Annotated in this window: 21 protein-coding genes and 2 pseudogenes; 4 read left to right on the top strand and 19 right to left on the bottom strand. The window is 70.7% G+C overall.

What is annotated here, in order from left to right; translation table 11 throughout:
* Positions 1-28: 28 nt before the first annotated feature.
* Complete coding sequence (eccB, locus tag Cba03nite_RS18760) at positions 29-1,393, bottom strand: type VII secretion protein EccB (RefSeq protein WP_203747646.1); 1,365 nt, start codon at positions 1,391-1,393, stop codon at positions 29-31.
* A gap of 82 nt (positions 1,394-1,475) precedes the next feature.
* Here eccB and eccE point away from each other — a divergent pair, with 82 nt between their 5' ends.
* The 4 genes from eccE (at position 1,476) to Cba03nite_RS18740 (ending at position 7,091) form a co-directional block, all read left to right on the top strand.
* On the top strand, positions 1,476-3,320 hold the full coding sequence (gene eccE, locus Cba03nite_RS18755) for a type VII secretion protein EccE (protein ID WP_203747643.1): 1,845 nt from the start codon (positions 1,476-1,478) through the stop codon (positions 3,318-3,320).
* A 54-nt stretch (positions 3,321-3,374) separates the two neighbouring features.
* Positions 3,375-3,746 carry a phage holin family protein gene (locus Cba03nite_RS18750; protein ID WP_203747640.1) on the top strand — a complete coding sequence of 124 codons (372 nt, stop codon included), beginning with the start codon at positions 3,375-3,377 and terminating at the stop codon, positions 3,744-3,746.
* Between the two features lie 103 nt (positions 3,747-3,849).
* Positions 3,850-4,722, top strand: coding sequence for an EamA family transporter RarD (rarD, locus tag Cba03nite_RS18745; protein WP_239125879.1), 873 nt, complete (start codon positions 3,850-3,852; stop codon positions 4,720-4,722).
* Between the two features lie 230 nt (positions 4,723-4,952).
* The gene (locus tag Cba03nite_RS18740) at positions 4,953-7,091 is read left to right on the top strand and encodes a PhoX family protein (RefSeq protein ID WP_203747635.1); all 2,139 of its coding nucleotides are present in this window, start codon (positions 4,953-4,955) and stop codon (positions 7,089-7,091) included.
* A gap of 187 nt (positions 7,092-7,278) precedes the next feature.
* On the opposite strand, the gene Cba03nite_RS18735 is transcribed toward Cba03nite_RS18740, so the two are convergent.
* The 18 genes and pseudogenes from Cba03nite_RS18735 to Cba03nite_RS18650 form a co-directional block, all read right to left on the bottom strand.
* Complete coding sequence (locus Cba03nite_RS18735; RefSeq protein WP_346112551.1) at positions 7,279-8,088, bottom strand: IclR family transcriptional regulator; 810 nt, start codon at positions 8,086-8,088, stop codon at positions 7,279-7,281.
* A gap of 213 nt (positions 8,089-8,301) precedes the next feature.
* The gene (locus Cba03nite_RS18730) at positions 8,302-9,342 is read right to left on the bottom strand and encodes a polyprenyl synthetase family protein (protein WP_203747633.1); all 1,041 of its coding nucleotides are present in this window, start codon (positions 9,340-9,342) and stop codon (positions 8,302-8,304) included.
* A 73-nt stretch (positions 9,343-9,415) separates the two neighbouring features.
* Positions 9,416-10,966: an NADH-quinone oxidoreductase subunit NuoN gene (gene nuoN / locus Cba03nite_RS18725; protein ID WP_203747631.1), complete on the bottom strand. Its 1,551-nt coding sequence runs from the start codon at positions 10,964-10,966 to the stop codon at positions 9,416-9,418.
* A 2-nt stretch (positions 10,967-10,968) separates the two neighbouring features.
* Positions 10,969-12,516 (bottom strand): NADH-quinone oxidoreductase subunit M, encoded by a 1,548-nt coding sequence (locus tag Cba03nite_RS18720; protein WP_203747629.1) that lies wholly within the window; start codon positions 12,514-12,516, stop codon positions 10,969-10,971.
* A 2-nt stretch (positions 12,517-12,518) separates the two neighbouring features.
* Positions 12,519-14,480, bottom strand: coding sequence for an NADH-quinone oxidoreductase subunit L (gene nuoL, locus Cba03nite_RS18715; protein WP_203747621.1), 1,962 nt, complete (start codon positions 14,478-14,480; stop codon positions 12,519-12,521).
* A 7-nt stretch (positions 14,481-14,487) separates the two neighbouring features.
* Entirely contained in the window at positions 14,488-14,787 is a 300-nt protein-coding gene (gene nuoK, locus Cba03nite_RS18710; protein WP_203747619.1) for an NADH-quinone oxidoreductase subunit NuoK, read from the bottom strand.
* Between the two features lie 3 nt (positions 14,788-14,790).
* Positions 14,791-15,567, bottom strand: a complete 777-nt coding sequence (locus tag Cba03nite_RS18705) for an NADH-quinone oxidoreductase subunit J (RefSeq protein ID WP_203747616.1) — start codon at positions 15,565-15,567, stop codon at positions 14,791-14,793.
* A 5-nt stretch (positions 15,568-15,572) separates the two neighbouring features.
* Positions 15,573-16,100: pseudogene (gene nuoI, locus Cba03nite_RS18700) on the bottom strand (NADH-quinone oxidoreductase subunit NuoI); the annotation flags it as partial.
* A 1-nt stretch (position 16,101) separates the two neighbouring features.
* Positions 16,102-17,469 carry an NADH-quinone oxidoreductase subunit NuoH gene (gene nuoH, locus Cba03nite_RS18695; RefSeq protein WP_373315759.1) on the bottom strand — a complete coding sequence of 456 codons (1,368 nt, stop codon included), beginning with the start codon at positions 17,467-17,469 and terminating at the stop codon, positions 16,102-16,104.
* A gap of 11 nt (positions 17,470-17,480) precedes the next feature.
* Positions 17,481-19,913, bottom strand: a complete 2,433-nt coding sequence (locus Cba03nite_RS18690; RefSeq protein WP_203747609.1) for an NADH-quinone oxidoreductase subunit G — start codon at positions 19,911-19,913, stop codon at positions 17,481-17,483.
* A 2-nt stretch (positions 19,914-19,915) separates the two neighbouring features.
* On the bottom strand, positions 19,916-21,232 hold the full coding sequence (nuoF, locus tag Cba03nite_RS18685) for an NADH-quinone oxidoreductase subunit NuoF (protein ID WP_203747607.1): 1,317 nt from the start codon (positions 21,230-21,232) through the stop codon (positions 19,916-19,918).
* A gap of 26 nt (positions 21,233-21,258) precedes the next feature.
* Positions 21,259-21,930, bottom strand: a pseudogene (gene nuoE, locus Cba03nite_RS18680) (NADH-quinone oxidoreductase subunit NuoE); the annotation flags it as partial.
* Positions 21,931-21,947: 17 nt separating this feature from the next.
* The gene (locus Cba03nite_RS18675) at positions 21,948-23,273 is read right to left on the bottom strand and encodes an NADH-quinone oxidoreductase subunit D (protein WP_203747605.1); all 1,326 of its coding nucleotides are present in this window, start codon (positions 23,271-23,273) and stop codon (positions 21,948-21,950) included.
* Entirely contained in the window at positions 23,270-23,929 is a 660-nt protein-coding gene (locus tag Cba03nite_RS18670; protein ID WP_346112560.1) for an NADH-quinone oxidoreductase subunit C, read from the bottom strand. Before Cba03nite_RS18670 ends, Cba03nite_RS18675 begins: the two co-directional genes overlap by 4 nt.
* Positions 23,902-24,558, bottom strand: coding sequence for a NuoB/complex I 20 kDa subunit family protein (locus tag Cba03nite_RS18665; protein ID WP_203747601.1), 657 nt, complete (start codon positions 24,556-24,558; stop codon positions 23,902-23,904). Before Cba03nite_RS18665 ends, Cba03nite_RS18670 begins: the two co-directional genes overlap by 28 nt.
* Position 24,559: 1 nt before the next feature.
* Positions 24,560-24,928: an NADH-quinone oxidoreductase subunit A gene (locus Cba03nite_RS18660; RefSeq protein ID WP_239125852.1), complete on the bottom strand. Its 369-nt coding sequence runs from the start codon at positions 24,926-24,928 to the stop codon at positions 24,560-24,562.
* Positions 24,929-25,007: 79 nt separating this feature from the next.
* Entirely contained in the window at positions 25,008-26,279 is a 1,272-nt protein-coding gene (locus tag Cba03nite_RS18655) for a geranylgeranyl reductase family protein (RefSeq protein WP_203747597.1), read from the bottom strand.
* Between the two features lie 218 nt (positions 26,280-26,497).
* Positions 26,498-26,686 carry a hypothetical protein gene (locus tag Cba03nite_RS18650; RefSeq protein WP_203747595.1) on the bottom strand — a complete coding sequence of 63 codons (189 nt, stop codon included), beginning with the start codon at positions 26,684-26,686 and terminating at the stop codon, positions 26,498-26,500.
* Positions 26,687-26,725: the final 39 nt, after the last annotated feature.

Raw genomic sequence — 26,725 nt, 5'->3', positions numbered from 1 at the left:
CGCACCTGTGGATAACGGCACGCGGCGATCAGCCGAGAGCGAGTTGCGCCGATGCCGCCTGCGGGTCCAGCCCCGGCCCTGCCGGCAGCAGATCGACCAGCGCCGACGGCAGCCGCAGCGGCACCGGGTTGGCGTAGCCGAGCATCGGCAGCACGTCGGGACGGGCCGCGTCGTAGCGCACACCCTGATCGGTGACCAGGCTCAGCGTCGTGCCCGAGGCCACGATCGCGCCCCGGCCCCCGGGCACCAGCACGTAGTCGGCATAGGAGCCGCCCTCGGCACTGCGGCCCACCGTCGCGATGCGGGTGGACAGGTCCAGCACCACCTCGGCGCGGACCTCGACGGTGCCCTGGTCGTCGCGGATGACCGCGCACAGCGCGCCGGGGGCGTACGAGGCGATGGTGGGCATGTTGGCCGGGGGCTGCCGCGGGTCGTCGCGGTTGGGCACCAGGTTCGCGGGGGAGCCGTCGTACTCGGCGAGCTCGGTCTGGTTGATCTCGATCTCGCGGCCGGCGCGGTACCTGCCCAGCGCGAGGGCCGCCTGCACCTGCGTGACCATGGCCAGGCCGTCCGGCTGAACCACCGCGTACTGGCTGGTCTTGCCGTCCAGACCCTTGATCTTGATGACCTGCCCGTTGGTCAGGCCCCGGACCGACGAGACCTTGCCCGGGTCGTCGACCCGCGGCGGGTCCAGCGGCTGGCCCTTGGGCATGCCGTTGATGAAGCCGACCGGCACGGCCAGCGGCTGCGCCCCACCCGCCAGCGCGGCCAGCTCGTCCGGGTCGGCGTCGTAGAGCCGCCCGTGCCACAGCAGGTAGCGGCGGTCCGCCGCACGCACGAACAGGGCCTCCTCGCCGCCCATGGCGCGGCCCTTGTCCGTCATCGTGGTGTCGCCCACCACCAGCACGGAGGTCGGCTTGGCGGCGTCGCCCGCGGCGCAGACCGACCACGGCAGGCCCAGCAGCGTGCCCGGGTCCGGCAGCGAGTCGGGCAGGTCGGCGATGCCCACGGTCAGCCCGCGCGGCACGCCCGCAAGCGACTTGCGGGCCACGGTCATCACGGTCGGCGCGGGCACGCCGGAGGCCAGCAGGGCCGAGGTGAGGTTCAGCGCCGGGTAGAGCCTGCCCTCGCGGTAGACGAAGTGCGCGCCCGACTTCTCCTCGACGACGACCGTGCCGTCGGCCTTCCACTTGGTGTCGCCGCGGCCGCTGAACACGCCGTACACCCCGAACCCGGCCGCGATGACCACGGCCAGCAGCACGCTGGCGAGCGTCGCCCCGGCGGCGCGCTTGAACGGCGCCTGCGCCGGATCGGTGTCGCGCATCACCAGCGCCGAAACCACTCGCTGCACCGTGAACTGGTACGAGTGCAGCTGGTCCTGTCTCGACGGCATGGTCCCTCCCCACGGATCAGCCGACGGCTCTATACGATGAGCCGGGCGACGTGCGGGCACGCGCCTAGGGGAGGTTAGCGCGATGGCGGTCGACATGGTTACCGGGCCGACGGCGGGGGCCGCGACGGAGGACACCACACCGGCGGCGTCGCTTCCCAGACCGGCCCGCCGCTTCCTCGGCCTGGGCAGCGGGCAGATCGTGACCGTGCAGCTCGCGCTGGTGCTGCTGGTGGTCGCCGCGCAGGCGGGCCTGCCGCTGCTGGCCGCCGCCGTCCCCGTCGCCGCCGCGCTGGTGGTGCTGGCGTGGGGCCGCTGGCGGGGCCGCTGGCTGTCCGAATGGGTCGCCGTGTACGTGCGCTACCGCACCCGCCGCCACCGGATCGAGCCCGCCGACGGTGCGGCGGAGCTGCTCGCGCTCGCCGCGCCGGGCAGCCGTCTGTCCACGGTGGACGTCGAAGGCGTCGGCTGCGCCGTGGTGGTGGACGCCGAGGGCATGTGCGCGCTGCTGGAGCTGGGCGACCAGGCGGTGATGCCGGCCCGCGCCTGGCACCCGCTGCCGTCTCCGGCGACGCTGCTGCCCGCGCCCGCCGTGGACACCCCGCCGGTACGCGTACAGCTGCTGCTGCACGCCAACGCCGCGAACGGGTCCTCGCCCGCCACCTCGTCGTACCGCCAGCTCACCGGCGGGCGGCTGCTGGCCAACGAGCGCGCCGTGCTGTGCGTGCGGGTGCACCGGGCCGAGGGCTGGAGCGAGGCCGACCTGGAGCGGGCGCTCACCGGCGCGCTGCGCAAGGTGCGCGCGAAGCTGGGCGACGTGCCGCACCGGCCGCTCGGCGACGTGGCCGCGCTGCGCGCGCTGGCCGAGGCGGCCGGGCACGACGGCACCGCCGCCGCGCAGGAGGGCTGGTCGGCGCTGCACGTCGGCGGCCTCTACTCGGCCGCGTACGCGGTGGAGCGCTGGCCGATGCCGCATCCGGACCCGGCGCACGCGCTGCTGCCGCGCCTGCTGCGGCTGCCCGCCACCACGGTGTCCGTGGCGCTCACCGCGGGCCCCTGGACCGACGGCGGCACGCAGCTGCGGGCCGATCTGACCGTGCGGGTCACCGCCCCCGACCACACCTCGCTGGCCAACGCGGGCACCGCGCTGCGCCAGGTGCTCGCGACCGAGCACGCGCAGGCCCGCCGCCTGGACGGGCAGCAGTTCGACGGCCTGCTCGCCACGCTGCCGCTGGCCGGTCCCAGCCCCGCCGAGGCGGGCGCGGGCGGCCGTCCCGGCGCCTCCCGGCGGCTGGGCGCGGTCGCCGCGCTGACCGCGCCGTACGGCGGCAGCGGCGTCATGATCGGCGTCAACCGGCACAACGAGCCGGTGTCCTTCCGGCTGTTCCGCCCCGAGGCGACCCGGCTGGTGCTCATCGGCGGCGTCGCGGTGGCTCAGATCGTCGCCGTGCGCGCGATGGCGGTCGGGGCCTACGTCCTGGTGCAGACGACCCGCCCGTGGCTCTGGGAGGCGTTCAGCCGGGGTCTGGGCGCGGGCGCGCCGCTGCTGGTGATGGCGCCCGGCCCGGTCACCGTGCCGCCGGGTTCGCCGCTGCGCCCGCTGCTCACCATCGTCGACGCCGGTCCGGTCGCGGCCGACCGCACGCCGGGCACGCCGTGGCACAGCACGCTGGTGGTGCGCGACGACCTGTCCCCAGTGGACGTGGACGTGCTCGGCCGGGCGGACCTCGCGCTGCTGCAGCCGCTCCAGCCCGCCGAGGCGGCGGTGGCGGTCTCGGTGCTGGGGCTGAGCCGTGACCAGGAGGCATGGCTGTCCCGTGCCCAGCCCGGCATGATCGGCGTGGTGCACCGCCGCTCGGTGCGCTGGGCGGCCATCTCGCAGACGGCGTACGAGCAGCAGCTCATCGGCGCGGGCACGCCCGTGGCCTGACCCGGCGCCACCGGGGGGTGCGCACCGGGGCGAATCATGGCACGATGCCGCACCATGGGCATCCTCCTCCGTTTGGCCGCCAGCGCCGCCGCCGTATGGGTGGCGACGCTGCTCATCCCCGGCATCCGCGTGACGGCCGAGACGACGCTCGGCACCATCGGGACGTTCGTGGCCGTCGCGGTCATCTTCGGCCTGTGCAACGCGTTCATCCGCCCGATCGTCAAGATGGTCGGCTGCGGCCTGTACGTCTTCACCCTCGGCCTGATCGCGCTCGTGGTCAACGGCGCGCTGTTCCTGCTGACCAGCTTCATCGCCGGGCAGCTCGACATCCCGTTCCACGTCGACGACTTCTGGCCCGCCGCGATCCTCGGCGCGCTGGTGGTCGGCCTCACCAGCTGGGCGCTGAACTGGTTCATCGACGACTGAGCGAGTTCGCTCACATGTAAGAAGCCGAGGCGGCGCCGACCCTTACCATGGGCAGGTGAGTCAGCTTCGCCTCGGCTACCTGTACGGGCTCGGCGCCTACGTCATGTGGGGTTTCTTCCCGGCGTACTTCAAGCTGCTCAAGCCGTCCGGCCCGGTCGAGGTGCTGGCGCACCGGATCCTCTGGTCGGTGCTGTTCATGGTGGTCGCGCTGACCGCGATCCGCCGCTGGCGGAAGATCGCCGAGCTGCTGCGCAGACCCGCCACCCTGGGCGGCATCACGCTGGCCGCGATCTTCATCGGGATCAACTGGGGCACCTACATCTGGGCGGTGAACGTCGACCGGGTCGTGGAGACCTCTCTCGGCTACTTCATCAACCCGCTCGTCGTGATCGTGCTCGGCGTCCTCGTCCTGCACGAGCGGCTGCGCGCCGCGCAGTGGGCCGCTGTGGGCGTCGGCACCGTCGCCGTGCTGGTGCTGGCCGTCGACTACGGCCACCCGCCGTGGGTCGCGCTCGTGCTCGCCTTCACCTTCGCGATGTACGGCCTGGTCAAGAAGCGCCTCGCGCTGCCGCCGTCGGACGGCCTGTTCCTGGAGTCGGCCGTGCTCACCCTGCCCGCGCTCGCGGTGCTGGGCTGGCTCGCCTCCTCCGGCGACCTCACCTTCGGCCAGGCGGGCACCGGGCATGCCCTGCTGCTGGCCGCCGCGGGCGTGCTCACCGCCGTGCCGCTGCTCATGTTCGCGGGCGCCGCCAACCGGCTCCCGCTGGTCAGCATCGGCATGCTGCAGTACGTCGCGCCCACCCTGCAGCTCGCGCTCGGCGTGTTCGCCTTCCACGAGCCCATGCCGCCGGTGCGCCTGTTCGGCTTCTGCCTGGTCTGGCTCGCCCTGGCCGTCTTCACCTGGGACGGCCTGCGCACGGCCCGCCGCACCCGCCGCGCCGCCCTCCACCCCGACGAGGCCCCCGCCCTCGCCTAGCACGATCGCCCTACGGCCCAGCTAGATCGTCCGACTTGCCTGGCATATGGGCGTATCTTGGCCGCGCATACGCCCACTTGCCTGGCAAGTCGGACGATCTAGGCGCCGGGGCGACTGCCAGGCGGTGTTCATGGGGTGTTCATTGCGGGGCCGAAACTGGCTCACCTGCGCTCCTTACGTTGCGGGCGACGGCACGATCCGTCGACCCTTCACGTACGGAGGAAGCTCCCATGAACGAATCCCGCCGCCGGCTCCCCCTGCTCGGCGGGGACGGCCACAGCGGAGGCAGCCGGTCGTCCATGACCTGCCTCTACCGCTGCGGCAACGCGTGCGACCACCCGGCGCCGAACACCTCGGCCAACGCACACTTCAGCGACGTCGTGCAGGCCGAGGTGAGCCGTCGCGGGGTGCTGCGGGCCGGTTCGGCCGGTGCGCTGGCGCTCGGCTTCGCCGGTGCCGCCGCCGGAGCCGGTGTCGCCGCGGCGCCCGCCTTCGCCGAGGGCGGTGACGGCGGCGCGGCCGAGGGCTTCTCCACCGGGTCGCTGACCCGCACCGGCAGGCCCGCCGCGCTGACGTTCTCTCCGATCCCGCCGAACACGCTGGACAACCTGGTGGTGCCCAACGGGTACGACCACAACGTGATCATCCGCTGGGGTGACGAGGTGGTGCCGGGCGCGGCCGATTTCGACCCGGCCGAGCAGACGGGCGCGAGCCAGTCGAAGCAGTTCGGCTACAACAACGACTTCGTCGCGGTGCTGCCGCTGGGCCGGGGCGGCGACCGGGCCCTGCTGGTCTGCAACCACGAGTACACCAACGAGGAGCTGATGTTCCCGGGCTTCACCGGCCTGGACGCGCTCACCCCGGACCAGATCAAGGCCACCATCGCCGCGCACGGCATGTCGGTCGTCGAGCTGGAGCGGGTCGGGCGCACCGGGCAGTGGACGGTGGTCTCGCGCGGGCGGCGGGCGTACAACCGGCGTATCACCGGGCTGTCCACGGTCTTCGCGATGACCGGCCCGGCGGCGGGCTCGGCGTCGCTGCGGACCGCGGCCGACCCGACCGGCCGCAAGGTGATCGGCACGTTCAACAACTGCGCGGGCGGCGTCACCCCGTGGGGCACCGTGCTGTCCGGCGAGGAGAACTGGAACCAGTACTTCGTCGGCGGCGACGGCGCACCGGCGGACGCCAAGGCGTCGCTGGCCCGCTACGGCGTCTCCACCACGGCCCGCTACCCCAGCGGCTCGCGCAAGTGGGACCGGGTCGACGCGCGCTTCGACCTGACCGCGAACCCCAACGAGATCAACCGCCACGGCTGGATCGTGGAGGTCGACCCGTTCGACCCGGACTCGACCCCGCGCAAGCACACCGCGCTGGGCCGCTTCAAGCACGAGGGCGCCAACGTCATCGTCGCCAGGAGCGGGCACGTGGTGGCGTACATGGGTGACGACGAGCGGCACGACTACATCTACAAGTTCGTCTCCCGCAACCGGATCGCGCGCGGCGACTCGTGGTGGGCCCGCAAGCAGAACCTGACCCTGCTGGAGTCCGGCGACCTGTACGTGGCCCGCCTCGGCTACACCAGCGCCGCCGAGATCGACGGCACCGGCAAGCTGCCCAGCGACGGTGCGTTCAACGGCACCGGCGTCTGGATCCCGCTGGTCAAGGACGGCGTGTCGCACGTGGCCGGCTGGACCGTGGAGCAGGTGCTGGTGCACACCCGCCTGGCCGCCGACCTGGTCAACCCGACCAAGATGGACCGGCCCGAGGACGTCGAGCCGAACCCGGTCACCGGCAGGATCTACGCCGCGCTGACCAACAACACTGCCCGCGGCACCACCGGCGGGCGCAACGCGCCGGCCGACGAGGCCAACCCGCGCAACGGCAACAAGCACGGGCACATCTTCGAGATCACCGAGGACGGCGGCGACCACACCGGCACCACGTTCACCTGGGCGGTCCCGATCGTGTGCGGGGACCCGGCCGATCCGTCGACCTACTTCATGGGGTACGACAAGACCAAGGTCTCGCCGATCTCCTGCCCCGACAACCTCGCCTTCGACGCCGCCGGCAACCTGTGGATCTCCACCGACGGCAACGCGCTGGGCACCAACGACGGCCTCTTCGCGACCGCGCTGACCGGCCCCGAGGCCGGGCACCTGAAGCAGTTCCTGACCGTGCCCCGCGGCGCCGAGGCGTGCGGGCCGTTCATCAGCGTGGACAACCGGACCGTGTTCGTGGCCCCGCAGCACCCGGGCGAGGTCAGCGGCGCGTCCATGGACAAGCCCGCCAGCACCTGGCCCGACGGCGACTACGCCAAGCCCGGCATCGTCGGCGTCTGGCGTCTCGACGGCCGCCCGATCGGCGCTTGACCCACCCCGTCCCCACCCGAAGCCCCGCCCCGCCTCCCCCGGACCACTCCGGGCGCCGGGCGGGGCTTCGCCGCTCACGGGCTCACGCTCACGCCGCAGGGCGTCGTTCGCAGTTTCGGGGAAACTGCACGAATCAAGGCGGCGGGCACAGCAGTTTCCCCGAAACTGCACCAGCACACGCGGCGGGTCAGGCGGCGGCGGCGGTAGGGGTGGTGGTGGCCGGGGCGGTGAGGGCGGCCTTGAGGGCGCGGGCCGTGGTGTGGAGGCGCTCGCGGATGACGGGGGCCTGCTTCACCAGGTCGACGGCGGGCAGGGCACAGGCCACCACGAAGCGCTGGCTCAGCTCGCCTGCCGTCTGCACGGACACCGACACGCAGGCCACCCCGGGCCGGAACTGCCCGATCTCCACCTGCATGCCGCGGCGCATGCCCGCCGCGAGGTCGGCGTCGAGCGCCGCCGGGGAACGCAGCGTGGCCTGGGTGAAGGCCCGCATGCCGTGCTCCTTGAGGTATCGCTCGCGCTGGTTGGGGTCGAGGGTCGCCAGCAGGCTCTTGCCCAGGGCGGTCGCGTGCGCGCCCTCGTCGAAGCCGGGCACGAGGTCCTCGACGTGCGGCGACCGGGAGCCCTCGGCCACGGCGGTGATGGCGATCCGGCCGTCCACGAAGCTGCCCAGGTAGTGGCTGTAGCCGATCTCGGCGCTCGCCCGGCGCAGCACCGTGCCGACCTCGGCCGGGCCGCGCATCGCGGTCACCAGCTCCCGGAAGCGGTCGGCGACCGCCAGGCCGAGCGTGTACGCCCCGTCCGCGCGGCGCATCACGTAGCCCTGGTGGGCGAGGGTACGCAGCATCCGGTACGCGGCGGCGATGGTGATGTCGCAGCGCCGGGCGATCTGCTTGGGGGACAGCCCGGTGGGCGACTCGCCCACCACCTCCAGCACGCGCAGCGCCCGCGCGACGCTGCTGACCATGTCCGATGGCGGGACCGCTGAATCTCGCACCGTCACCTCCAGGCAGTCGCACCTACGATATGCAAATGCACGCCTGAGGTGAAGGGCCGAAACCCAACGAAATCCCTCGATCCTATGACGACGGTGTACGCCCTCGCGGGACCCTTCCCGCGCATCTCCGAACGACTTGGCACAAAACACTCGCCCCGTTGTCACGACTCCTGAGAGTCGCGCCAGCGGGGCGGGCGTGGCGAAGCAGGGCGACTAAGCGATCCTGTCGGCGAGGACGTCGCAGAGGGATTCGAGGGCGTCACGGGCCGGGATCTGGGGCAGGCCCTGGAGCTGGGCGCGGGCCTGGTCGGCGTACCCGCGCACGGTCTGCCGGGCGCGCTTGAGCGCCACGCTGTCGCGCAGCAGCTCCAGCGCCTCGGCATGCAGCGCGTCGTCGGTCACCGGCCCGTCGGCGAGGATCTGGCGCAGCCGCACCGCGGCCGGGTCGCTGTCCTGCGACGCCAGCGCGTACAGCACCGGCAGCGTGGGCACGCCCTCGCGCAGGTCGGTGCCGGGCGTCTTGCCCGAGTCCGAGCTGTCGCTGGAGATGTCCAGCAGGTCGTCGGAGAGCTGGAAGGCCAGCCCGAGGACCTCCGCGTACGTGGTGAGCGCCTTGGTGGTCGCCTCGGGCGCACCGGAGAACATGCCGCCGAAGGTGGCGCAGGTGGCCATCAGCGAGCCGGTCTTGCCCGCCAGCACCTTGAGGTGGTGCTCGATCGGGTCGGCGTCGCGCGGGCCGACCGTCTCGGCGATCTGGCCGTGCACGAGCTGGGCGAAGGTCTGCGCCTGGATGCGCACCGCGTCCGGGCCCAGCCCGGCGGCCAGCTCGGCGGCGCGGGAGAAGAGGAAGTCGCCGACGAGGATGGCCAGCGAGTTGCCCCAGCGGGCGTTGGCGCTGGGCGTGCCGCGGCGCATCAGCGCCTCGTCCATCACGTCGTCGTGGTAGAGCGTCGCGACATGCGTCAGCTCCAGCACCGCGGCGGCGTCCACCAGCTCCGGCGCGGTCGGGTCGCCGAAGTGCGCGCACACCGCGACGAGCATCGGCCGGAAGCGCTTGCCGCCCGCCTCCAGCAGGTGCTTGGCCGCCTCGGTGACGAAGGGGTCCGCGGATTCGACGCACTCGTGCAGGCGCCGCTCCACCAGCTCCAGGTTCGCCAGGACCGACGCCTCCAGGGCCGGGTCCTCGAAGCGGACACCGGTGCTTCGGGCGGTATGACCGTTCACGCTGCTCACCACGCTCTCACGATGCCACATGCCGTCGACATGATCGAAGCTCCCCCCATCGCCCTGACGGCAGCACGGGGGGAGCTTCGGAAATCGCCTGGACCTACCGGATGAAGTCGGACGCGCTGTTGGCCAGCTCGATGACCGGGCTCGGCCAGACGCCGAGCACCAGCGTCACCAGTACGCCGATCATCAATGCGGCCGAGGTGAGCGCGCCGGGGATGGACACGCTGGGCGTGGTCTCACCGGGCTCGCTCAGCCACATCATCACCACCACCCGCAGGTACGGGAAGGCCAGGATGATGCTGCTCAGCACGCCGAAGAGCACCAGCCAGGTCTGGTTGCCGCCCATGGCCGCCCCGAACACCGCGAACTTGGCGGTGAAGCCGCTGGTCAGCGGGATGCCCGCGAAGGCCAGCAGCAGGAACGTGAAGATGCCCGCGAACAGCGGCGAACGCTTGCCCAGCCCGGCCCACCGGGACAGGTGGGTGGCCTCGCCGTCGGCGTCGCGCACCAGGGTCAGCATCGCGAACGCGGCGATCACCAGGAAGCCGTACGCCACCAGGTAGAACATCATGCTGGACAGGCCCTCGCGGCCGCCGCCGAGCACACCGACCAGCAGGTAGCCGGCGTTGGCGATGGACGAGTAGGCCAGCAGGCGCTTGAGGTCGGTCTGGGTGACCGCCAGGATCGCGCCGAGCAGCATGGTCAGCACCGCGATGACGCCCAGCACCGGGGTGTAGTCCCAGGCCGTGCGGTCGAAGCCGACGTACAGCACGCGGGCCAGGCCGCCGAACGCGGCGACCTTGGTGCAGGCCGCCATGAAGGCGGTGACCGGCGTCGGCGCGCCCTGGTACACGTCCGGCGTCCACACGTGGAACGGCGCCGCGGCGGCCTTGAACAGCAGGCCGATGGCGAGCATGGCCAGGCCGATCAGCAGCAGCACGATGTTGCCGGTGCCGGCGCCGATCGCGGTGTGGATGGTGCGGAAGTCGACCGCGCCCGCGTAGCCGTACACCAGCGCCACGCCGAACAGGAAGAACGCCGAGGCGTACGCGCCGAGCAGGAAGTACTTGAGCGCGGCCTCCTGCGACAGCAGCCGCTTGCGGCGGGCCAGCGCGCAGAGCAGGTACAGCGGCAGGGAGAAGACCTCCAGCGCCACGAACATGACCAGCAGGTCGTTCGCGGTGACGAAGAGCATCATGCCGCCGACGGCGAACAGCACCAGCGGGTAGACCTCGGTCGCGCCCGGCTCACGGGCCGCCTGGCGGCGGTCCGGCTCCGAGCCGACGGTGATCGCCGCCTGGGCCACGAACGGGCCGCCGTTCTCCAGCGTGCGCTCGCCGAACAGCAGCATCGACACGATGCCCAGCACCAGGATGGCGCCCTGCAGGAACAGGCCCGCCTGGTCGATCGAGACCGCCGCCACGGCGGTCTGCGCGTTCTCGGCGGTCACGTCCGGGACCCGCAGCACGACCGCGACCAGCGCGGCGACCAGCGCCAGCAGGCTCCACACCAGCTGGATCGGGTTACGCCAGCCCCGCGGCGCGAACGCCTCGACGAGCACCCCGAGGCAGGCCGCGAAGAAGAGGATCAGCATCGGCGCCAGCGCTGCGTAGTCCAGCGCGGGCAGCTTGAGGACTGTTTCTCCCATGGTCACTTTCCTGCTTCCACAGTGGAGGTGGCGGGCGCCGGATCGGCCCGCTCCGGGGTGACCACGTCAGACAGCGTGGCCTGCACCGCCGGGTTGATCACGTCGAGCACCGGCTTGGGGTAGAAGCCGAGCACGATGAGCAGGACGATGAGCGGCGCGACGATGATGCCCTCGCGCAGGTTCAGGTCCTTCTTCATCGGGGCGACGTCGGCCAGCGCCGGGTTCAGGTTGCCCTGGGTGGTGCGCTGGATCATCCACAGCACGTATGCCGCGGCCAGGATGATGCCGACAGTCGCGATCACGGCCACCGTCTTGTTCACCGTGAACACGCCCAGCAGCACCAGGAACTCGCTGACGAACGGGGCCAGGCCCGGCAGCGCCAGCGACGCCATGCCGGCGATGAAGAAGATGCCCGCCAGCAGCGGCATGAGCTTGCCCGCGCCGCCGAAGTCGGTCACCAGGGTGCTGCCGCGGCGCGCCACGAACATGCCGACGACCAGGAACAGCAGGCCGGTGGCGAGACCGTGGTTGACCATGTACAGCACCGCGCCGGAGCCGGCCTGGAAGGTGAAGGCGAAGATGCCGATGCCGATGAAGCCGAAGTGCGCGATCGACGTGTAGCTGACCAGCCGCTTGAGGTCGTTCTGGCCGACCGCCAGCAGCGCGGCGTAGATGATGCCCACCAGCGACAGCGCGATCGCCCACGGCGCGAACCAGCGCGACGCCTCCGGGAACAGCGGGAGGCAGTAGCGCAGGATGCCGAAGGTGCCGATCTTGTCCATCACGCCGACCAGCAACGCGGCGGCGCCGGCCGGAGCCGCCCCGCCCGCGTCCGGCAGCCAGGTGTGGAACGGGAAGAACGGCGCCTTGATGGCGAACGCGATGAAGAAGCCGAGGAACAGCCAGCGCTGCGCGATGGTGGAGAACTCCGCGTTCGTCAGCGTCTGCCAGTCGAAGGTGTGGCCGCCCAGCACCCACATGCCGATGACCGCGGCCAGCATGAACAGACCGCCGACCAGCGAGTACAGGAAGAACTTCACCGCGGCGTACTGGCGCTGCTTGGCCGGCACGTCACTGCCGAACGAGCCGATGATGAAGTACATCGGCACCAGCATGACCTCGAAGAAGAGGTAGAAGAGCAGCACGTCGGAGACGGCGAAGGTGCCGATCATCGTGCCCTCGAGCGCCAGCAGCAGCGCGAAGTACGCCGGGACGCTGCGCTTGCTGCGCTCGGCGTCGTGCCAGCTGGCCAGGATCACCAGCGGGGTGAGCACCGCGGTCAGCGCCAGCATCACCAGCGCGATGCCGTCGATGCCGAACGAGAACTTCGCGCCCCACGCCGGGATCCAGGTGTAGGACTCCTGCAGCTGCAGCCGCTGGGCGGTGTCGCCGGAGTCGAACGCGAACCAGGCCGCGACCGCCACGCCGAGCACCACCAGCGAGACGAGCAGCGCCAGCTGCTTGGCCAGCTGCGGCTTGTTTCGCGGGACGAACGCGACCACCAGCGCGCCGACCAGCGGCGCCAGGGTCAGGATTGACAGGTATTTCATCGTTATCCCATCCAGCCGAGCTGCACCGCGGCGAAGGCGCCGAGCACCAGCACCGCGCCGAGAAGCATCGAGAGCGCGTAGGACCGCACGAAGCCGGTCTGCAGCCGCCGCAGCCGGCCCGAGCCCCCGCCGACCAGCGCGGCGAGTCCGTTGACCAGGCCGTCGACGCCCTTGTTGTCGACGAAGACCAGTGCGCGGGTGAGCCAGTTGCCCGGCTTCTCGAACACGGCCTCGTTGAAGGCGTCGGTGTAGAGGTTGTTGCGGGCGGCGGTGACCACCGGGCCAGCGGGCTGCGGGACCAGCGCGGTGCCGTTGCGGAACAGGGCGTACGCCAGGCCCGCACCGGCCAGGGTCAGCACGATGCTGAGCACCGTGAGCAGCGTGTGGCCGATCTTCGGGTGCTCCTCCGTGGCCGGGCCGAGCACGGGGGTGAGCCACTGCGCCACCGGCGAGGCCATCAGCCAGCCGGCCGCGATCGAGCCGAGCGCCAGCAGGATCAGCGGGATCGTCATGACCAGCGGCGACTCGTGCGGGTGCTGGTCGACCGAGCCCTCCTTGGCGGTGGTCCACCGCTTCGGGCCGTGGAAGGTCAGGATGAACAGGCGGGTCATGTAGAACGCGGTGAGACCCGCGCCGATCAGCGCCGCCAGGCCGTAGAGCCAGCCGGTCCAGCCGGGCCGCGCGAACGCGGCCACGATGATCGGCTCCTTGGTGAAGAAGCCGCTCAGCGGCGGGATGCCGATGATCGCCAGCCAGCCCATCATGAAGGTGAGCCAGGTGATGCGCATGTACTTCCACAGCCCGCCGAAGCGGCGGATGTCCACCTGGTCGTTCATGCCGTGCATGACCGAGCCGGCGCCGAGGAACATGTTGGCCTTGAAGAAGCCGTGCGCCAGCAGGTGGATGATGGCCAGCGCGTACGCGCCGCCGCCGAGCCCGACGCCCAGGAACATGTAGCCGATCTGCGACACGGTCGACCAGGCGAGCACCCGCTTGATGTCGTCCTTGGCCGAGCCGATGACGCAGCCCAGCAGCAGGGTCAGCGCGCCCACGCTGACCACGACCGTCTGCAGCGTCAGGTTCGCCGAGAAGATCGGGTTGGAGCGGGCGATCAGGTAGACACCGGCGGTCACCATCGTCGCGGCGTGGATCAGGGCCGAGACCGGGGTCGGGCCCTCCATCGCGTCGGGCAGCCACGCCTGCAGCGGGAACTGGCCGGACTTGCCGCACGCGCCGAGCAGCAGGAGCAGGCCCAGGATCAGCACCGTGGTGCCGGACAGCAGGCCGACCTCGCTGAACACGACGTCGTAGTTGACCGAGCCGAACTGGAAGAACATCAGGAAGATGGCGATCACCAGGCCCGCGTCGCCGACGCGGTTCATGATGAACGCCTTCTTGCCGGCGGTGGCCGCGGACGGCCGGCCGTACCAGAAGGAGATCAGCAGGTACGACGCCAGACCGACGCCCTCCCAGCCGAAGTACAGCATGACGAAGTTGTTGCCGAGGACCAGCAGCAGCATCGCCGCGATGAACAGGTTGAAGTACCCGAAGAAGCGGCGGCGGCCCTCGTCGTGAGCCATGTACCCGGTGGCGTAGATGTGGATCAGGAAGCCCACGCCCGTGATCAGCAGCACGAAGCACGCCGACAGCGGGTCGAACAGCAGGCCGAAGTCGACCTGCAGGTTGCCCACCGGGATGAAGCTGTAGAGATCCTGCTGCACGGCCCGGTTGGGCAGGTCGCGCAGCTGGAAGAACATGCTCAGGCCGAGCACGAACGAGCCGAGCACCGTCGCGCAGCCGAGCCAGTGGCCCCACTTGTCCGTCCAGCGGCCGAACAGCAGCAGGATCAGCGCGCCGATCGCCGGGAGGGCGATGAGCAGCCACATGTACGAGAGCAGGCCCGTGGCCGACGCATAGACGACGGGCGCCTGCACCGCTTCGGCAGGCATCAGGTTCACTTCCATGTCAGCCTCAGTACTTCAGCAGGTTCGCGTCGTCGACGCTCGCCGAGCGTCGCGTCCGGAAGATCGACATGATGATGGCCAGACCGACCACGACCTCGGCCGCGGCGACCACCATCGAGAAGAACGCCATCACCTGGCCGTCGAGCGTCCCGTTCATCCGGGCGAAGGTGACCAGCGCGAGGTTCGCGGCGTTGAGCATCAGCTCCACGCACATGAACAGCACGATGGCGTTACGCCGGATCAGGACGCCGACCGCGCCGATGCTGAACAGCACGGCGGCCAGCACGATGTAGTAGACGGGGGTCACGGGTCACTTCCCCTCGGTGTGCTTGTTGGCGATCTCGGCCGGGGTGAGCTCACGCGTCGGCAGGATCGGCGAGAGGCTCCGCTCGGCCGGGGACCCGTCCGGCAGCTTCGCCGGGGTGGCCACCGAGGTGGAGTTCGCGAAGACACCGGGGCCGGGCTTCGGGCCGGGGTAGTTGCCCGGCAGGAAGCGCTCGCGCATCTTGGCGGCCTGGCCGACCCGCTCGCCCTCGGCCCGCTCGCGGTGGGCCAGGATCATCGCGCCGACCGCCGCCGTGATGAGCAGCGCCGAGGTGACCTCGAAGATGTAGACGTACTTGGTGAACAACAGCGAGGCGATGCCCTGCACGTTGCCGTTGGCGTTGGCGCCCTCCAGCCCGGCCGGCGCCACACCCTGCAGGGCGCGGTAGAGGCCGGTGCCGAGCAGGCCCGCCAGGCCGACGCCGAGGATGATCGCGACGACCTTCTGGCCGCGCAGCGTCTCGATCACCGAGTCGGAGGCGTCCCGGCCGACGAGCATCAGCACGAACAGGAACAGCATCATGATGGCGCCGGTGTAGACGATGATCTGCACCATGCCGATGAACGGCCCCGCCTGCACGATGTAGAAGACGCCCAGGCTGAGCATGGTCAGCACCAGCCACAGCGCGGAGTGCACCGCGTTGCGGGCGATCACCATGCCCAGCGCGCCGATGACCGCGACCGGGGCCAGCAGGAAGAAGACCCACTTCTCCCCGGTCGTGACCTCACCGGCGGCGGCGAGCACCGTAGTTGCGAGTGTCATCGGGTCTCAGCTCCCGCCGACGTGCCCGGGTTCGTGACCGCACCCAGGTAGTAGTCCTTCTCCGTGTCGCCCAGCCGCATCGGGTGCGGAGGCTGCTCCATGCCCGGCAGCAGCGGCGCGAGCAGCTGCTCCTTCGTGAAGATCAGATCGGTGCGCTTGTCCCGGGCCAGCTCGTACTCGTTGCTCATGGTGAGCGAGCGGGTCGGGCAGGCCTCGATGCACAGGCCGCAGAAGATGCACCGCGCGTAGTTGATCTGGTAGTTGGCGGCGTACCGCTCACCGGGCGAGAAACGCTCCTCGTCGGTGTTGTCCGCGCCCTCCACGAAGATCGCGTCCGCCGGGCAGGCCCAGGCGCACAGCTCGCAGCCGATGCACTTCTCCAGCCCGTCCGGCCACCGGTTGAGGATGTGCCGGCCGTGGTAGCGCGGCGCGGTCGCGTCCGGCTTCTCCGGGTACTGCGTGGTGACGGTCTTCTTGAACATGTGCGAGAAGGTCACGCCGAAGCCCTTGACGGCGCCCGTGAACGTACCCACGTCACACCTCCTTCTCGGTCGCGGTGCCTACGGTCTCGCGCTCGGCGGTGAGCCGCTTGGCGCGGGGATTGACCGGCACCTGCAGGTCGAGCGGCGGCAGCGGGAAGCTGCCCTCGGGGCGCTTGGCCACCTGCTGCTCGACGGACAGCTCCGGCTCCTTGTCCTTCTGCGGCCAGAACAGCGCCAGCAGGATGATCACCGCCAGCGGCAGGCCGAAGAAGATCAGCCGGTCCACGGTGCCCAGGTTGGACTTGCGCAGCGTCAGCCAGCCGGCCACGGCCAGGATCCACACCAGGTTGGCCGGGATGAGGACCTTCCAGCCGAACCGCATGAACTGGTCGTAGCGCAGCCGGGGCAGCGTGCCCCGCAGCCAGACGAAGACGAACAGCAGCAGCAGCACCTTGATGGTGAACCACAGCAGGCCCCACCAGCCGGAGTTGATCCACGGCGCGAAGCTCTCGAACGAGGTCGGCATCCGCCAGCCGCCCAGGAAGAGCGTGGCGCACAGACCCGACACCGTCACCATGTTGATGTACTCGGCCAGGAAGAACAGCGCGAACTTCAGCGACGAGTACTCGGTGTGGAAGCCGCCGACCAGCTCCGACTCGGCCTCGGGGAGGTCGAACGGTGCGCGGTTGGTCTCACCCACCGCCGAGATGGCGTAGATGATGAAGCTCGGGAACAGCAGCAGGAAGAACCAGCCGCCGATCGGGATGTTGATGTTCCCGAAGGGCAGCTGCAGCGTGTGGCCGGTGGCCTGCGCGTTGACGATCTCCGAGGTGCTCATCGTGCCGGAGAGCATGAAGACGGCCACGAAGGACAGGCCCATGGCGACCTCGTACGAGATCAGCTGGGCGCTGGAGCGCAGACCGCCGAGCAGCGGGTAGGTCGAGCCGGAGGCCCAACCGCCCAGCACGATGCCGTAGATGCCCATGCCGGAGCAGGCCAGCACCAGCAGCACCGCCACCGAGATGTCGGTGAGCTGCAGCGGCGTCTTCGTGCCGAAGATCGACACGAACGGGCCGAACGGCATGATCGAGAACGCGGTGAACGCGCACACGGTCGAGATCACCGGCGCGATGAAGAAGACCACCTTGTCCGCCTTGAGCGGCATGATGTCTTCCTTGAACGCCAGCTTCAGGCCGTCGGCCAGCGACTGGAGCAGACCGAAGGGACCGTGCCGGTTCGGGCCGGGACGCACCTGCATCCGGGCCACCACGCGGCGCTCGTACCAGATGGTGAACAGGGTCATCACCACGAGGAAGACGAAGACGCCCAGCACCTTGATGAGCACCAGCCACCACGGGTCGTGCCCGAAGTCGACCAGGGTCGGGTCGCCGGTCTCCGGGTCCTCGGCCAGGAAACCGATAGGGGCGAGGATCATTTGCTCGTTCCTCCGCTCACGGTCACGACCGCGCCGGGGACCGCGCCGAGCGTGCGGCGCAGGGTCGAGCCCGGCGAGTTGGTCGGAACCCAGACGACGTCATCGGCGATCTCGGTGATCGCGGCCGGCAGGGTGATCGCACCCCGCGCGGTGCCGACGGTCACCGGGTCGCCGTCGGCGACACCCAGCGCCGTGGCGCGGGCCTTCGACAGGCGCACCACCGGCGGGCGGGCGGTGCCGGCCAGCACCTGGTCGCCGTCGGTGAGGCTGCCCAGGTCGATCAGCTGCGCCCAGCTGGCCAGGATCGCCTCGTTCGGCTTCAGCGCGGGCGCGGCCGCGCCCACCTCGGCCGGGGCGGACGGGCGCGGCGCACCGGTCGCGGGCAGGCTGCCCAGCTCCCGGCGGACCGCCAGCACGTCCGCGGTGCCCAGGGTGACGCCCAGCCGCGCGGCCAGGGCGTCCAGCACCCGGGCGTCGGTCAGCACGGCACCCGCGTTCGGGGTGTCCAGCGCCTGCTCGTAGGTGCGCAGGCGGCCCTCCCAGTTCACGTACGAACCGGCCTTCTCGGCCGCCGCGGCGACCGGGAACACCACGTTCGCGCGGCGGGAGACCGCGCTCATCCGCAGCTCCAGCGAGACCAGGAAGCCGACCTTGTCCAGCGCCTCCTCGGCGGCCTTCGGGTCGGCCAGGTCGGCCGGGTCCACACCCGCCACGACCAGCGCGCCCAGCTTGCCGGCGGCGGCCGCGGCCAGGATCGCGTCGGTGTCACGGCCGGCCGCGCTCGGGATCACGCCCGCGGTCACGCCCCAGGCCGCCGACAGCTCGGCCCGCGCCGCGGGCTCGCTCACCGCGCGGCCCCCGGGCAGCAGGTTGGGCAGGCAGCCCGCGTCGACCGCGCCGCGGTCACCCGCGCGCCGCGGCACCCAGGCCAGCTTGGCGCCGGTCCGCGTGGCCAGCGCCGCCGCGGCCGAGTAGCCGCCCCGCACCGTGGCCAGCCGCTCGCCCACCAGGACGACCGTGGACGGGTCCACGCCCTCCAGGTTGGACAGCACCGCCGGCTCCTGGCCGGGCACGCACTCGGCCAGCGTCGCGCCGGCCTTCTCCGCGCCGCGGGTCAGGAACGGGGCCACCGAGGTGACCTTGAGCTTGCCCTTGGCCGCCGCCTTGCGCAGGCGCAGCAGCACGATCGGGCTCTCCTCCTCCGGCTCGAAGCCGACCAGCACCACGTGCTTGGCCTGCTCCAGGTCGGTGTAGGTGACCTGCTGCTCGCCGACCACCGAGGACGCCAGGAACTCGGCCTCCTCCGCGGACAGCGGGCGCGCCCGGAAGTCGATGTCGTTGCTGCCCAGCACGATGCGGGTGAACTTGGCGTACGCGTACGCGTCCTCGACGGTCAGCCGGCCGCCGGTCAGCACACCCACGCCGTACGCGCCGTCGCGGGCGGCCCGCAGGCCCTCGGCCGCGACGCTCAGCGCCTCGGTCCAGGAGGCCTCGCGCAGCTCACCGGTCTTGCCGTCGCGCACCAGCGGGGTGGTGAGCCGGTCGAAGGCGGTCGCGTAGCGGAAGCCCCACCGGCCCTTGTCGCAGTTCCACTCCTCGTTGACCTGCGGGTCGTTGCCGGCCAGCCGGCGCAGCACCTTGCCGCGGCGGTGGTCGGTGCGCATGTCGCAGCCCGACGCGCAGTGCTCGCACTTGCTCGGCGAGGACACCAGGTCGAACGGGCGGGCGCGGAAGCGGTACTGCTCGCTGGTCAGCGCGCCGACCGGGCAGATCTGGATCGTGTTGCCCGAGTAGTACGAGTTGAACGGCACCTCGGGCGCGTTCTCCTCGTCGTCGCCGAAGAAGCTGTCGCTGTAGACGTTGATCTGCTCGGCGGACGAGCGCTCCATCAGGTCGATGAACTTGTCGCCCGCGATCTCCTCGGAGAACCGGGTGCAGCGCTGGCAGAGCACGCAGCGCTCGCGGTCCAGCAGCACCTGCGCGGAGATGTTGATCGGCTTCTCGTACTCGCGCTTGTGCTCGTGGAAGCGCGACTCCGGGCGGCCGACCTGCATCGCCTGGTTCTGCAGCGGGCACTCGCCGCCCTTGTCGCACATCGGGCAGTCCAGCGGGTGGTTGATGAGCAGCAGCTCCATCACACCCTCCTGGGCCTTGCGGGCCACCTCGGAGGTGAGCTGCGTGCGCACCACCATGCCGTCGGCCACCGTCTGGGTGCACGAGGCGACCGGCTTGCGCTGGCCCTCCACGTCCACCAGGCACTGGCGGCAGGCGCCGGCCGGGGCCAGCAGCGGGTGGTCGCAGAACCGCGGGATGTCGATGCCCAGCCGCTCGGCGGTACGGATGACCAGCTCGCCCTTGGGCGCGGTCACCTCGATGCCGTCGATGGTGAGCGTGACGGTGTCGGTGTGCTTCTGTACTTCCTGGCTCATTGTCAGTGCGCTCCTGCCAGGGCGGCGGCGCTGAGCTTCGGCGCCTTGCGACCCTCGATGTAGTCCAGGTAGTCCTGCTTGAAGTACTGCAGCGAGGAGGTCACCGGGCTGGTCGCGCCGTCACCGAGACCGCAGAACGAGCGGCCCAGGATGTTGCTCGCGGTGTCCAGCAGGGTGTCGAGGTCCTCGAGCGTGCCCTCGCCGGAGAGGATGCGCCGGTAGACCCGGACCATCCAGTAGTTGCCCTCCCGGCACGGGGTGCACTTGCCGCACGACTCGTGGTGGTAGAACTCCAGCCAGCGGTAGGTCGCGTAGACCGGGCAGTCCTGGTCGCTGAAGATCTGCGTGGCGGTGGTGCCGAGGATCGAGCCCGCCGCGGCGACCGACTCGAAGTCCATCGCGGTGTCGATGTGGTCGCCGGTCAGCAGCGGCGTCGACGAGCCGCCCGGGGTCCAGAACCGCAGCTGGTGGCCGTCCTGCATGCCGCCCGCCAGCTCGATCAGCTCGCGCAGCGTGATGCCCATCGAGCACTCGTACTGCCCCGGGTTCTTCACCCGGCCGGACAGCGAGTAGATCATCGGGCCGGACGACTTCTCGGTGCCCATCGACTTCCACCAGGCCGCGCCGCCCAGCACGATGTACGGCACGCTGGCGATGGTGCCCACGTTGTTGACGACGGTGGGGCTGGCGTAGAGGCCGTGCGTCGCCGGGAACGGCGGGCGCAGCCGCGGCTGGCCGCGGAAGCCCTCCAGCGAGTCCAGCAGCGCCGTCTCCTCGCCGCAGATGTACGCGCCGGCGCCCGAGTGCACCACCAGGTCCAGGTCGTACCCGCTGCCCAGGATGTTCTTGCCGAGGTAACCGGCCTTGTACGCCTCCTGCACCGCGTGGCGCAGCCGGCGCGCGGCGTGCACCGCCTCGCCGCGGATGTAGATGTAGGCGCGGTTGGCGCGGATCGCGTACGAGCCGATGATGACGCCCTCGACCAGCGAGTGCGGGTCGTGCGTCATCAGCGGCAGGTCCTTGCAGGTGCCCGGCTCGCCCTCGTCGGCGTTGACGACCAGGTAGTGCGGCTTGCCGTCGTTCTGCGGGATGAAGCCCCACTTGAGGCCGGTCGGGAAGCCCGCGCCGCCGCGGCCGCGCAGGCCGGAGTCCTTGATCAGGGCGATCAGGTCGTCCGGGTGCACGGCCAGCGCCTTGCGCAGGGCCGCGTAGCCGTCGAGGCGCTCGTACACGTCAAGGCGCCAGGCGTCGGGAGACAGCCAGCGCTTGGTCAGAACCGGCGTGAGCTTCTCGAGAACGGCCTTGCTAGGCGTGCTCACTTCGCCGCCTCCTTCGAGGGAGTCGGGATGGGCGTGTTGATGTCGAAGCCGGCCGGGCTGATCCCGTGCTGCTGCGCCAGGCGTACGCCGCGCAGCGTCGAGTCGCCCGCCGGGCCGTCCGCGACCGCGCCCTCGCGCTCGTCGGCGAAGCCCGCCAGCTGGACCGCCATCTCCTTCAGCGTGCACAGCCGGGCGCCGCGGGTCGGCATCGGCCGCTGCCCGGACTTGAGCTTGCCGACGACGTCGAGCGCGCTCTCCGGGGTCACGTTGTCGAAGAAGTCGTAGTTGACCGTGAGCACCGGGCCGTAGTCGCACGCGGCGAGGCACTCGGCGTGCTCCAGCGTGATCTTCCCGTCCTCGGTGGTCTCGTCGTGCCCGACGCCGAGGGCGTCGGACAGCGTGTCGTAGACCTCCTGGCCGCCGAGCACGTTGCACATGGTGTTGGTGCAGACGCTGACCAGGTACTCACCGGTCGGGCGGCGCTTGTACATGGTGTAGAAGGTGGCTACCGCGCCGACCTGCGCCTTGGTCAGCCCGAGCTGCTCGGCGCAGAACGCGACACCGGCCGGGGAGACGTACCCCTCGACCGACTGCACCAGGTGCAGCATCGGCAGCAGCGCCGAGCGCTCGCGGCCCTCCGGGTAACGCGCGACGATCTCGCGCGCCCGGTCCCGGGTCTCCTGGTCGAACACGTCCACTGCCTTCTCCGGCGCTGTCATCGGTCACACCCACCCATCACCGGGTCGAGGCTGGCCCCACCCGCGATCACATCGGCCAGCAGGCCGCCCTCGGCCATCGCGGGGATGGCCTGCAGGTTCACGAAGCTGGGTTCCCGCATGTGGACCCGGAACGGCCGGGTGCCACCGTCGGAGACCACGTGCGCGCCCAGCTCGCCGCGCGGCGCCTCGATCGGCACGTACACCTGGCCGGCCGGGACCCGGAAGCCCTCGGTGACCAGCTTGAAGTGGTGGATCAGCGACTCCATCGACTGACCCATGATGTGCGCGACATGCTCCAGCGAGTTGCCGAGGCCGTCGTTGCCGATCGCGAGCTGCGCCGGCCAGGCGATCTTCCGGTCCTCGACCATGATCGGGCCCGGCTTGAGCCGGTCCAGCGCCTGCTCGATCAGCTTCAGCGACTCGCGCATCTCGGCGAGGCGCACCTCGTAGCGGCCCCACACGTCGGCGGTCTGCGCCACCGGCACGTCGAACTCGTACGTCTCGTAGCCGCAGTACGGCATCGTCTTGCGCAGGTCCCAGGGCAGGCCGGCGCTGCGCAGCACCGGGCCGGTGACGCCGAGCGCCACGCAGCCGGTGACGTCGAGCACCGCGATGCCCTTGGTGCGCGCGGTCCAGATCGGCTGGCCGGACAGCAGGTCCTCGTACTCCTTGAGCCGCTTGGGCATGAAGCCCAGGAACTCGCGGATCTTCCGGACCGCCTCGTCCGGCACGTCCTGCGCCACGCCGCCGGGGCGCACGTAGGCCATGTTCATGCGCAGACCGGTGATCATCTCGAAGATGTCGAGGATGAACTCACGCTCGCGGAAGCCGTAGATCATCATCGACAGCGCGCCGAGCTCCATACCGGTCGTCGCCAGCCACACCAGGTGGGAGGAGATCCGGTTCAGCTCCATCATCAGCACGCGGATGGTGGTGGTCCGGTCGGTGATCTGGTCCTCGATGCCCAGCAGCTTCTCCACCGCGAGGCTGTACGCCGTCTCGTTGAAGATCGGGGCGAGGTAGTCCATCCGGGTCACGAACGTGGAGCCCTGCGTCCAGGTGCGGTACTCCATGTTCTTCTCGATGCCGGTGTGCAGGTAACCGACGACGGTGCGCGCCTCGGTGACCGTCTCGCCCTCCAGCTCCAGCACCAGCCGCAGCACGCCGTGCGTGGACGGGTGCTGGGGACCCATGTTGACGACGATGCGCTCGTCGTGGATCGGGTCCACGCCCGAGACCAGGCTGTCCCAGTCACCACCGGTGACCGTGAAGACCTTGCCCTCGGTCGTCTCGCGCTCCTGCGCGTATCCAGGGGTACTCATCGGTAAGCCCTCCGCGTGTCGGGCGGCGGGATCTCGGCGCCCTTGTACTCGACCGGAACCCCGCCCAGCGGGTAGTCCTTGCGCTGGGGGTGGCCGTCCCAGTCGTCCGGCATGAGGATCCGGGTCAGGTTCGGGTGGCCCTCGAAGACGACGCCGAACATGTCGTACGTCTCGCGCTCCTGCCAGTCCGCGGTCGGGTAGACCGAGGTCACGCTGGGCAGGCGCGGGTCCGCGACGGTCAGCGCGCACTCCAGCCGGATGCGGCGCCGGTAGGTCATGGAGGTGAGGTGGTACGCCACGTGCAGGCGGCGCTCCTCGGTGACGTAGTCGACGCCGGACACCGACGAGCACAGCTCGTACCGCAGCGACTCGTCGTCGCGCAGGACCTGGCACACCTCGGCGATCTTCGCCGGGACGATGTGCAGGGTCAGCTCCCCGCGGTCGATGACCACGCGCTCGATCGCGTCGGCGAAGCCGGGGTAGGCCTCCTCCAGCGCGTCCACGACCTCGTCGAACCAGCCGCCGAACGGCCGCTGCGCCTCCAGCTGGACCGGCCGCTTGCGGACCAGGCCGCCGAAGCCGGAGGTGTCACCACTGCCGGTGACCCCGAAAAGTCCCTCAGGCTGAGTCACCGGTGGTTCCCCTTCTCCATCCACTTCTGGATCCGCAGCTGCTCCTCGCGGCCCTCGGCGGCGGCCTGCTCCCACTCGGCGCGCAGCGCCTTGTTGTAGCGGTAGCTCGACGGCATCGCGCCGGCCGCGACCACGGGCTTGCCCTCGCGGGCCTCCTTGGCGGCCAGCATCTTGCGGCCGCCGGCGCCCAGCGGCTCGGCGAGGATCTTGTCGTGCAGCTTGAGGATCGCGTCGAGCAGCATCTCCGGCCTCGGCGGGCAGCCGGGCAGGTACATGTCGACGGGGACGATGTGGTCCACGCCCTGCACGATCGCGTAGTTGTTGAACATGCCGCCGGACGACGCGCAGACGCCCATGGACAGCACCCACCGGGGCTCGGGCATCTGGTCGTAGATCTGGCGCAGCACCGGGGCCATCTTCTGGCTCACCCGGCCGGCCACGATCATCAGGTCGGCCTGGCGGGGCGAGGCCCGGAAGACCTCCATGCCGAAGCGGCCCGTGTCGTACCGGGCCGCACCGGAGGCCATCATCTCGATGGCGCAGCAGGCCAGGCCGAAGGTGGCCGGCCAGAAGCTGGCCTTACGGGTCCAGTTGACGAGCCCCTGGACGGTGGTGAGCAGCACCCCGGAGGGGAGCTTCTCTTCGAGTCCCATGTCAGTCCCAATCCAGGCCGCCGCGACGCCATACGTAGGCGTACGCGACGAACACCGTGCCGATGAACAGAACCATCTCCACGAAGACGAACACACCTTCGAACTGGTCGAAGCTGACCGCCCACGGGTAGAGGAAGATGATCTCGATGTCGAAGACGATGAAGAGCATCGCGGTCAGGTAGAACTTGATCGGAAAGCGCCCGCCGCCGACCGGCTGAGGGGTCGGCTCGATGCCGCACTCGTAGGCGTCGAGCTTCGCCTTGTTGAAGCGGCGGGGTCCGATGATGGGTGCTGCCGCGACCGAGAAAAGCCCGAAGGCCGCGGCCAGCGCGAAGAGCCCAACGATGGGCACGTACGCGGAGAGCGACACCTGCCTGCGTCCTTTCTTCCCGGTGAACTGTTGTGTTTCGCCTGCTTGCAGTCCGTTAAGATCCTCGCCCCGCGGCCCGCTACACCGCGGGTGCCACGCGGGACATGGCATTGATGATGCGGTCCATGGCGTCCCCGTCACGCTGGTCGGTGAGGTTCGCCAGCAGCTTGAGCACGAACCGCATGAGCGTCGGGTGCGGCATGCCGTGCTTCGTCGCGACCTTCATCACCTGAGGATTCCCGATCAGCTTCACGAAGATGCCGCCAACGCGGTAGTAACCGCCCAGCCGCCGCTTCAGCTCGGTCGCGTACGCCTGCAGCGCGCGCTCCCGGGCCGGGCCCGCCGGGCGGGCCAGCGCCTGGATCAGCACGTCAGCGGCCAGCTGCCCGGATTCCATCGCGTACGCGATGCCCTCGCCGTTGAAGGGGTTGACCATGCCGCCCGAGTCGCCCACCAGCATCATGCCCCGCGTGTAGTGGGGCGTGCGGTTGAACCCCATCGGCAGGGCCGCGCCCAGCGTCTTGCCCTCGGCGTTGGCCTCGTCGTTCAGGCCCCACTCCTCGGGCGTCGCGCCGAGCCAGTCGGTGAGCATCTGCCGGTAGTTGGTCTGCTGGTACGCCTTCGACGAGTTGAGCACGCCGAGGCCCACGTTGACCCGGCCGTCGCCCAGCCCGAAGATCCAGCCGTAACCCGGCAGCTGCGCGCTGCCCGCCTCGCGGCTGCGCAGCTCGAGCCACGACTCCAGGTAGTCGTCGTTGGTCTTGGCCGGGCAGCGGTAGTAGCGGCGCACGGCCACGCCCATCGGGCGGTCCTCGCGCTTGGCCATGCCCATCGCCAGCGCGAACCGGCCGGAGACGCCGTCGGCGGCGACCACCAGGTGCGCGCGCAGCGTCTTGACGCCCTCGGCGGTCTTCACCTCGACGCCGACCACGCGGCCGTCGGTGTCCAGCACCGGGCCGGTCACGTTGTGGCCGGTCCGCAGGACGGCCCCGGCGGCGACGGCGCGCTGCGCGAGCATGTCGTCGAAGTCCAGGCGGGTGCGCACCAGGCCGAAGTCGGGGAAGCTGGCCAGGTCGGGCCAGTCCAGCTCCAGCCGGACGCCGCCACCGATCACGCGCAGGCCCTTGTTGTGCAGCCAGCCGGCCTCCGGGCGGACGTCCACGCCCATGTCGATCAGCTGCTTGACCGCGCGCGGGGTCAACCCGTCGCCGCAGACCTTCTCCCGCGGGAACTCGGTCTTCTCCAGCAGCAGCACCTTCGCACCGTGCTTGGCGAGGTGGTACGCGGTGGCGGAGCCACCCGGACCGGCACCAACGACGATCACGTCGGCATCGATATCGGTCGGTGTCATGCTCACCTCCACCTCTACCTGAACGTTCGTTCCGGGCTCGTGAAAGTCTTCACAAGCCAGTCCGGCGAGCAGTCTAGAACTGCGCCGTGACCCCGTAATGGTTAGGTGACCCTAACCATGAATCACCCCCCGAAAACGCTCCCAATCCACCGCCGTACGCGCTCGAGCCGCAACTCTCCAGGAGTTGCGGCGGGGCGGGGGCGGGCAGGGCGGGGCGGTCAGGGATCGGGCGTGGTGTCGGGCGCGGCGGGCGGCGCGAGGTCAGGGTCAGGAGTGTCCTCGGCGCGCGCGGCGCGGCGGGCGGCGGCGCGGCGGCGGGCCGCCTCCTCCAGGTCTGCCACGCGCACGGGCGGCTCGCCGTACCCGCCGCCGAGGAACCCGATCACCGCGCTCTCGTCGTACCCCATGCCCTGATCGTGCGGCGGCACGCCGCGCCGTGTCCGGCA

The organism is Catellatospora bangladeshensis (assembly GCF_016862575.1).
Taxonomy (GTDB): domain Bacteria; phylum Actinomycetota; class Actinomycetes; order Mycobacteriales; family Micromonosporaceae; genus Catellatospora; species Catellatospora bangladeshensis.
This window is presented reverse-complemented; position numbering and strand designations above follow the sequence as displayed.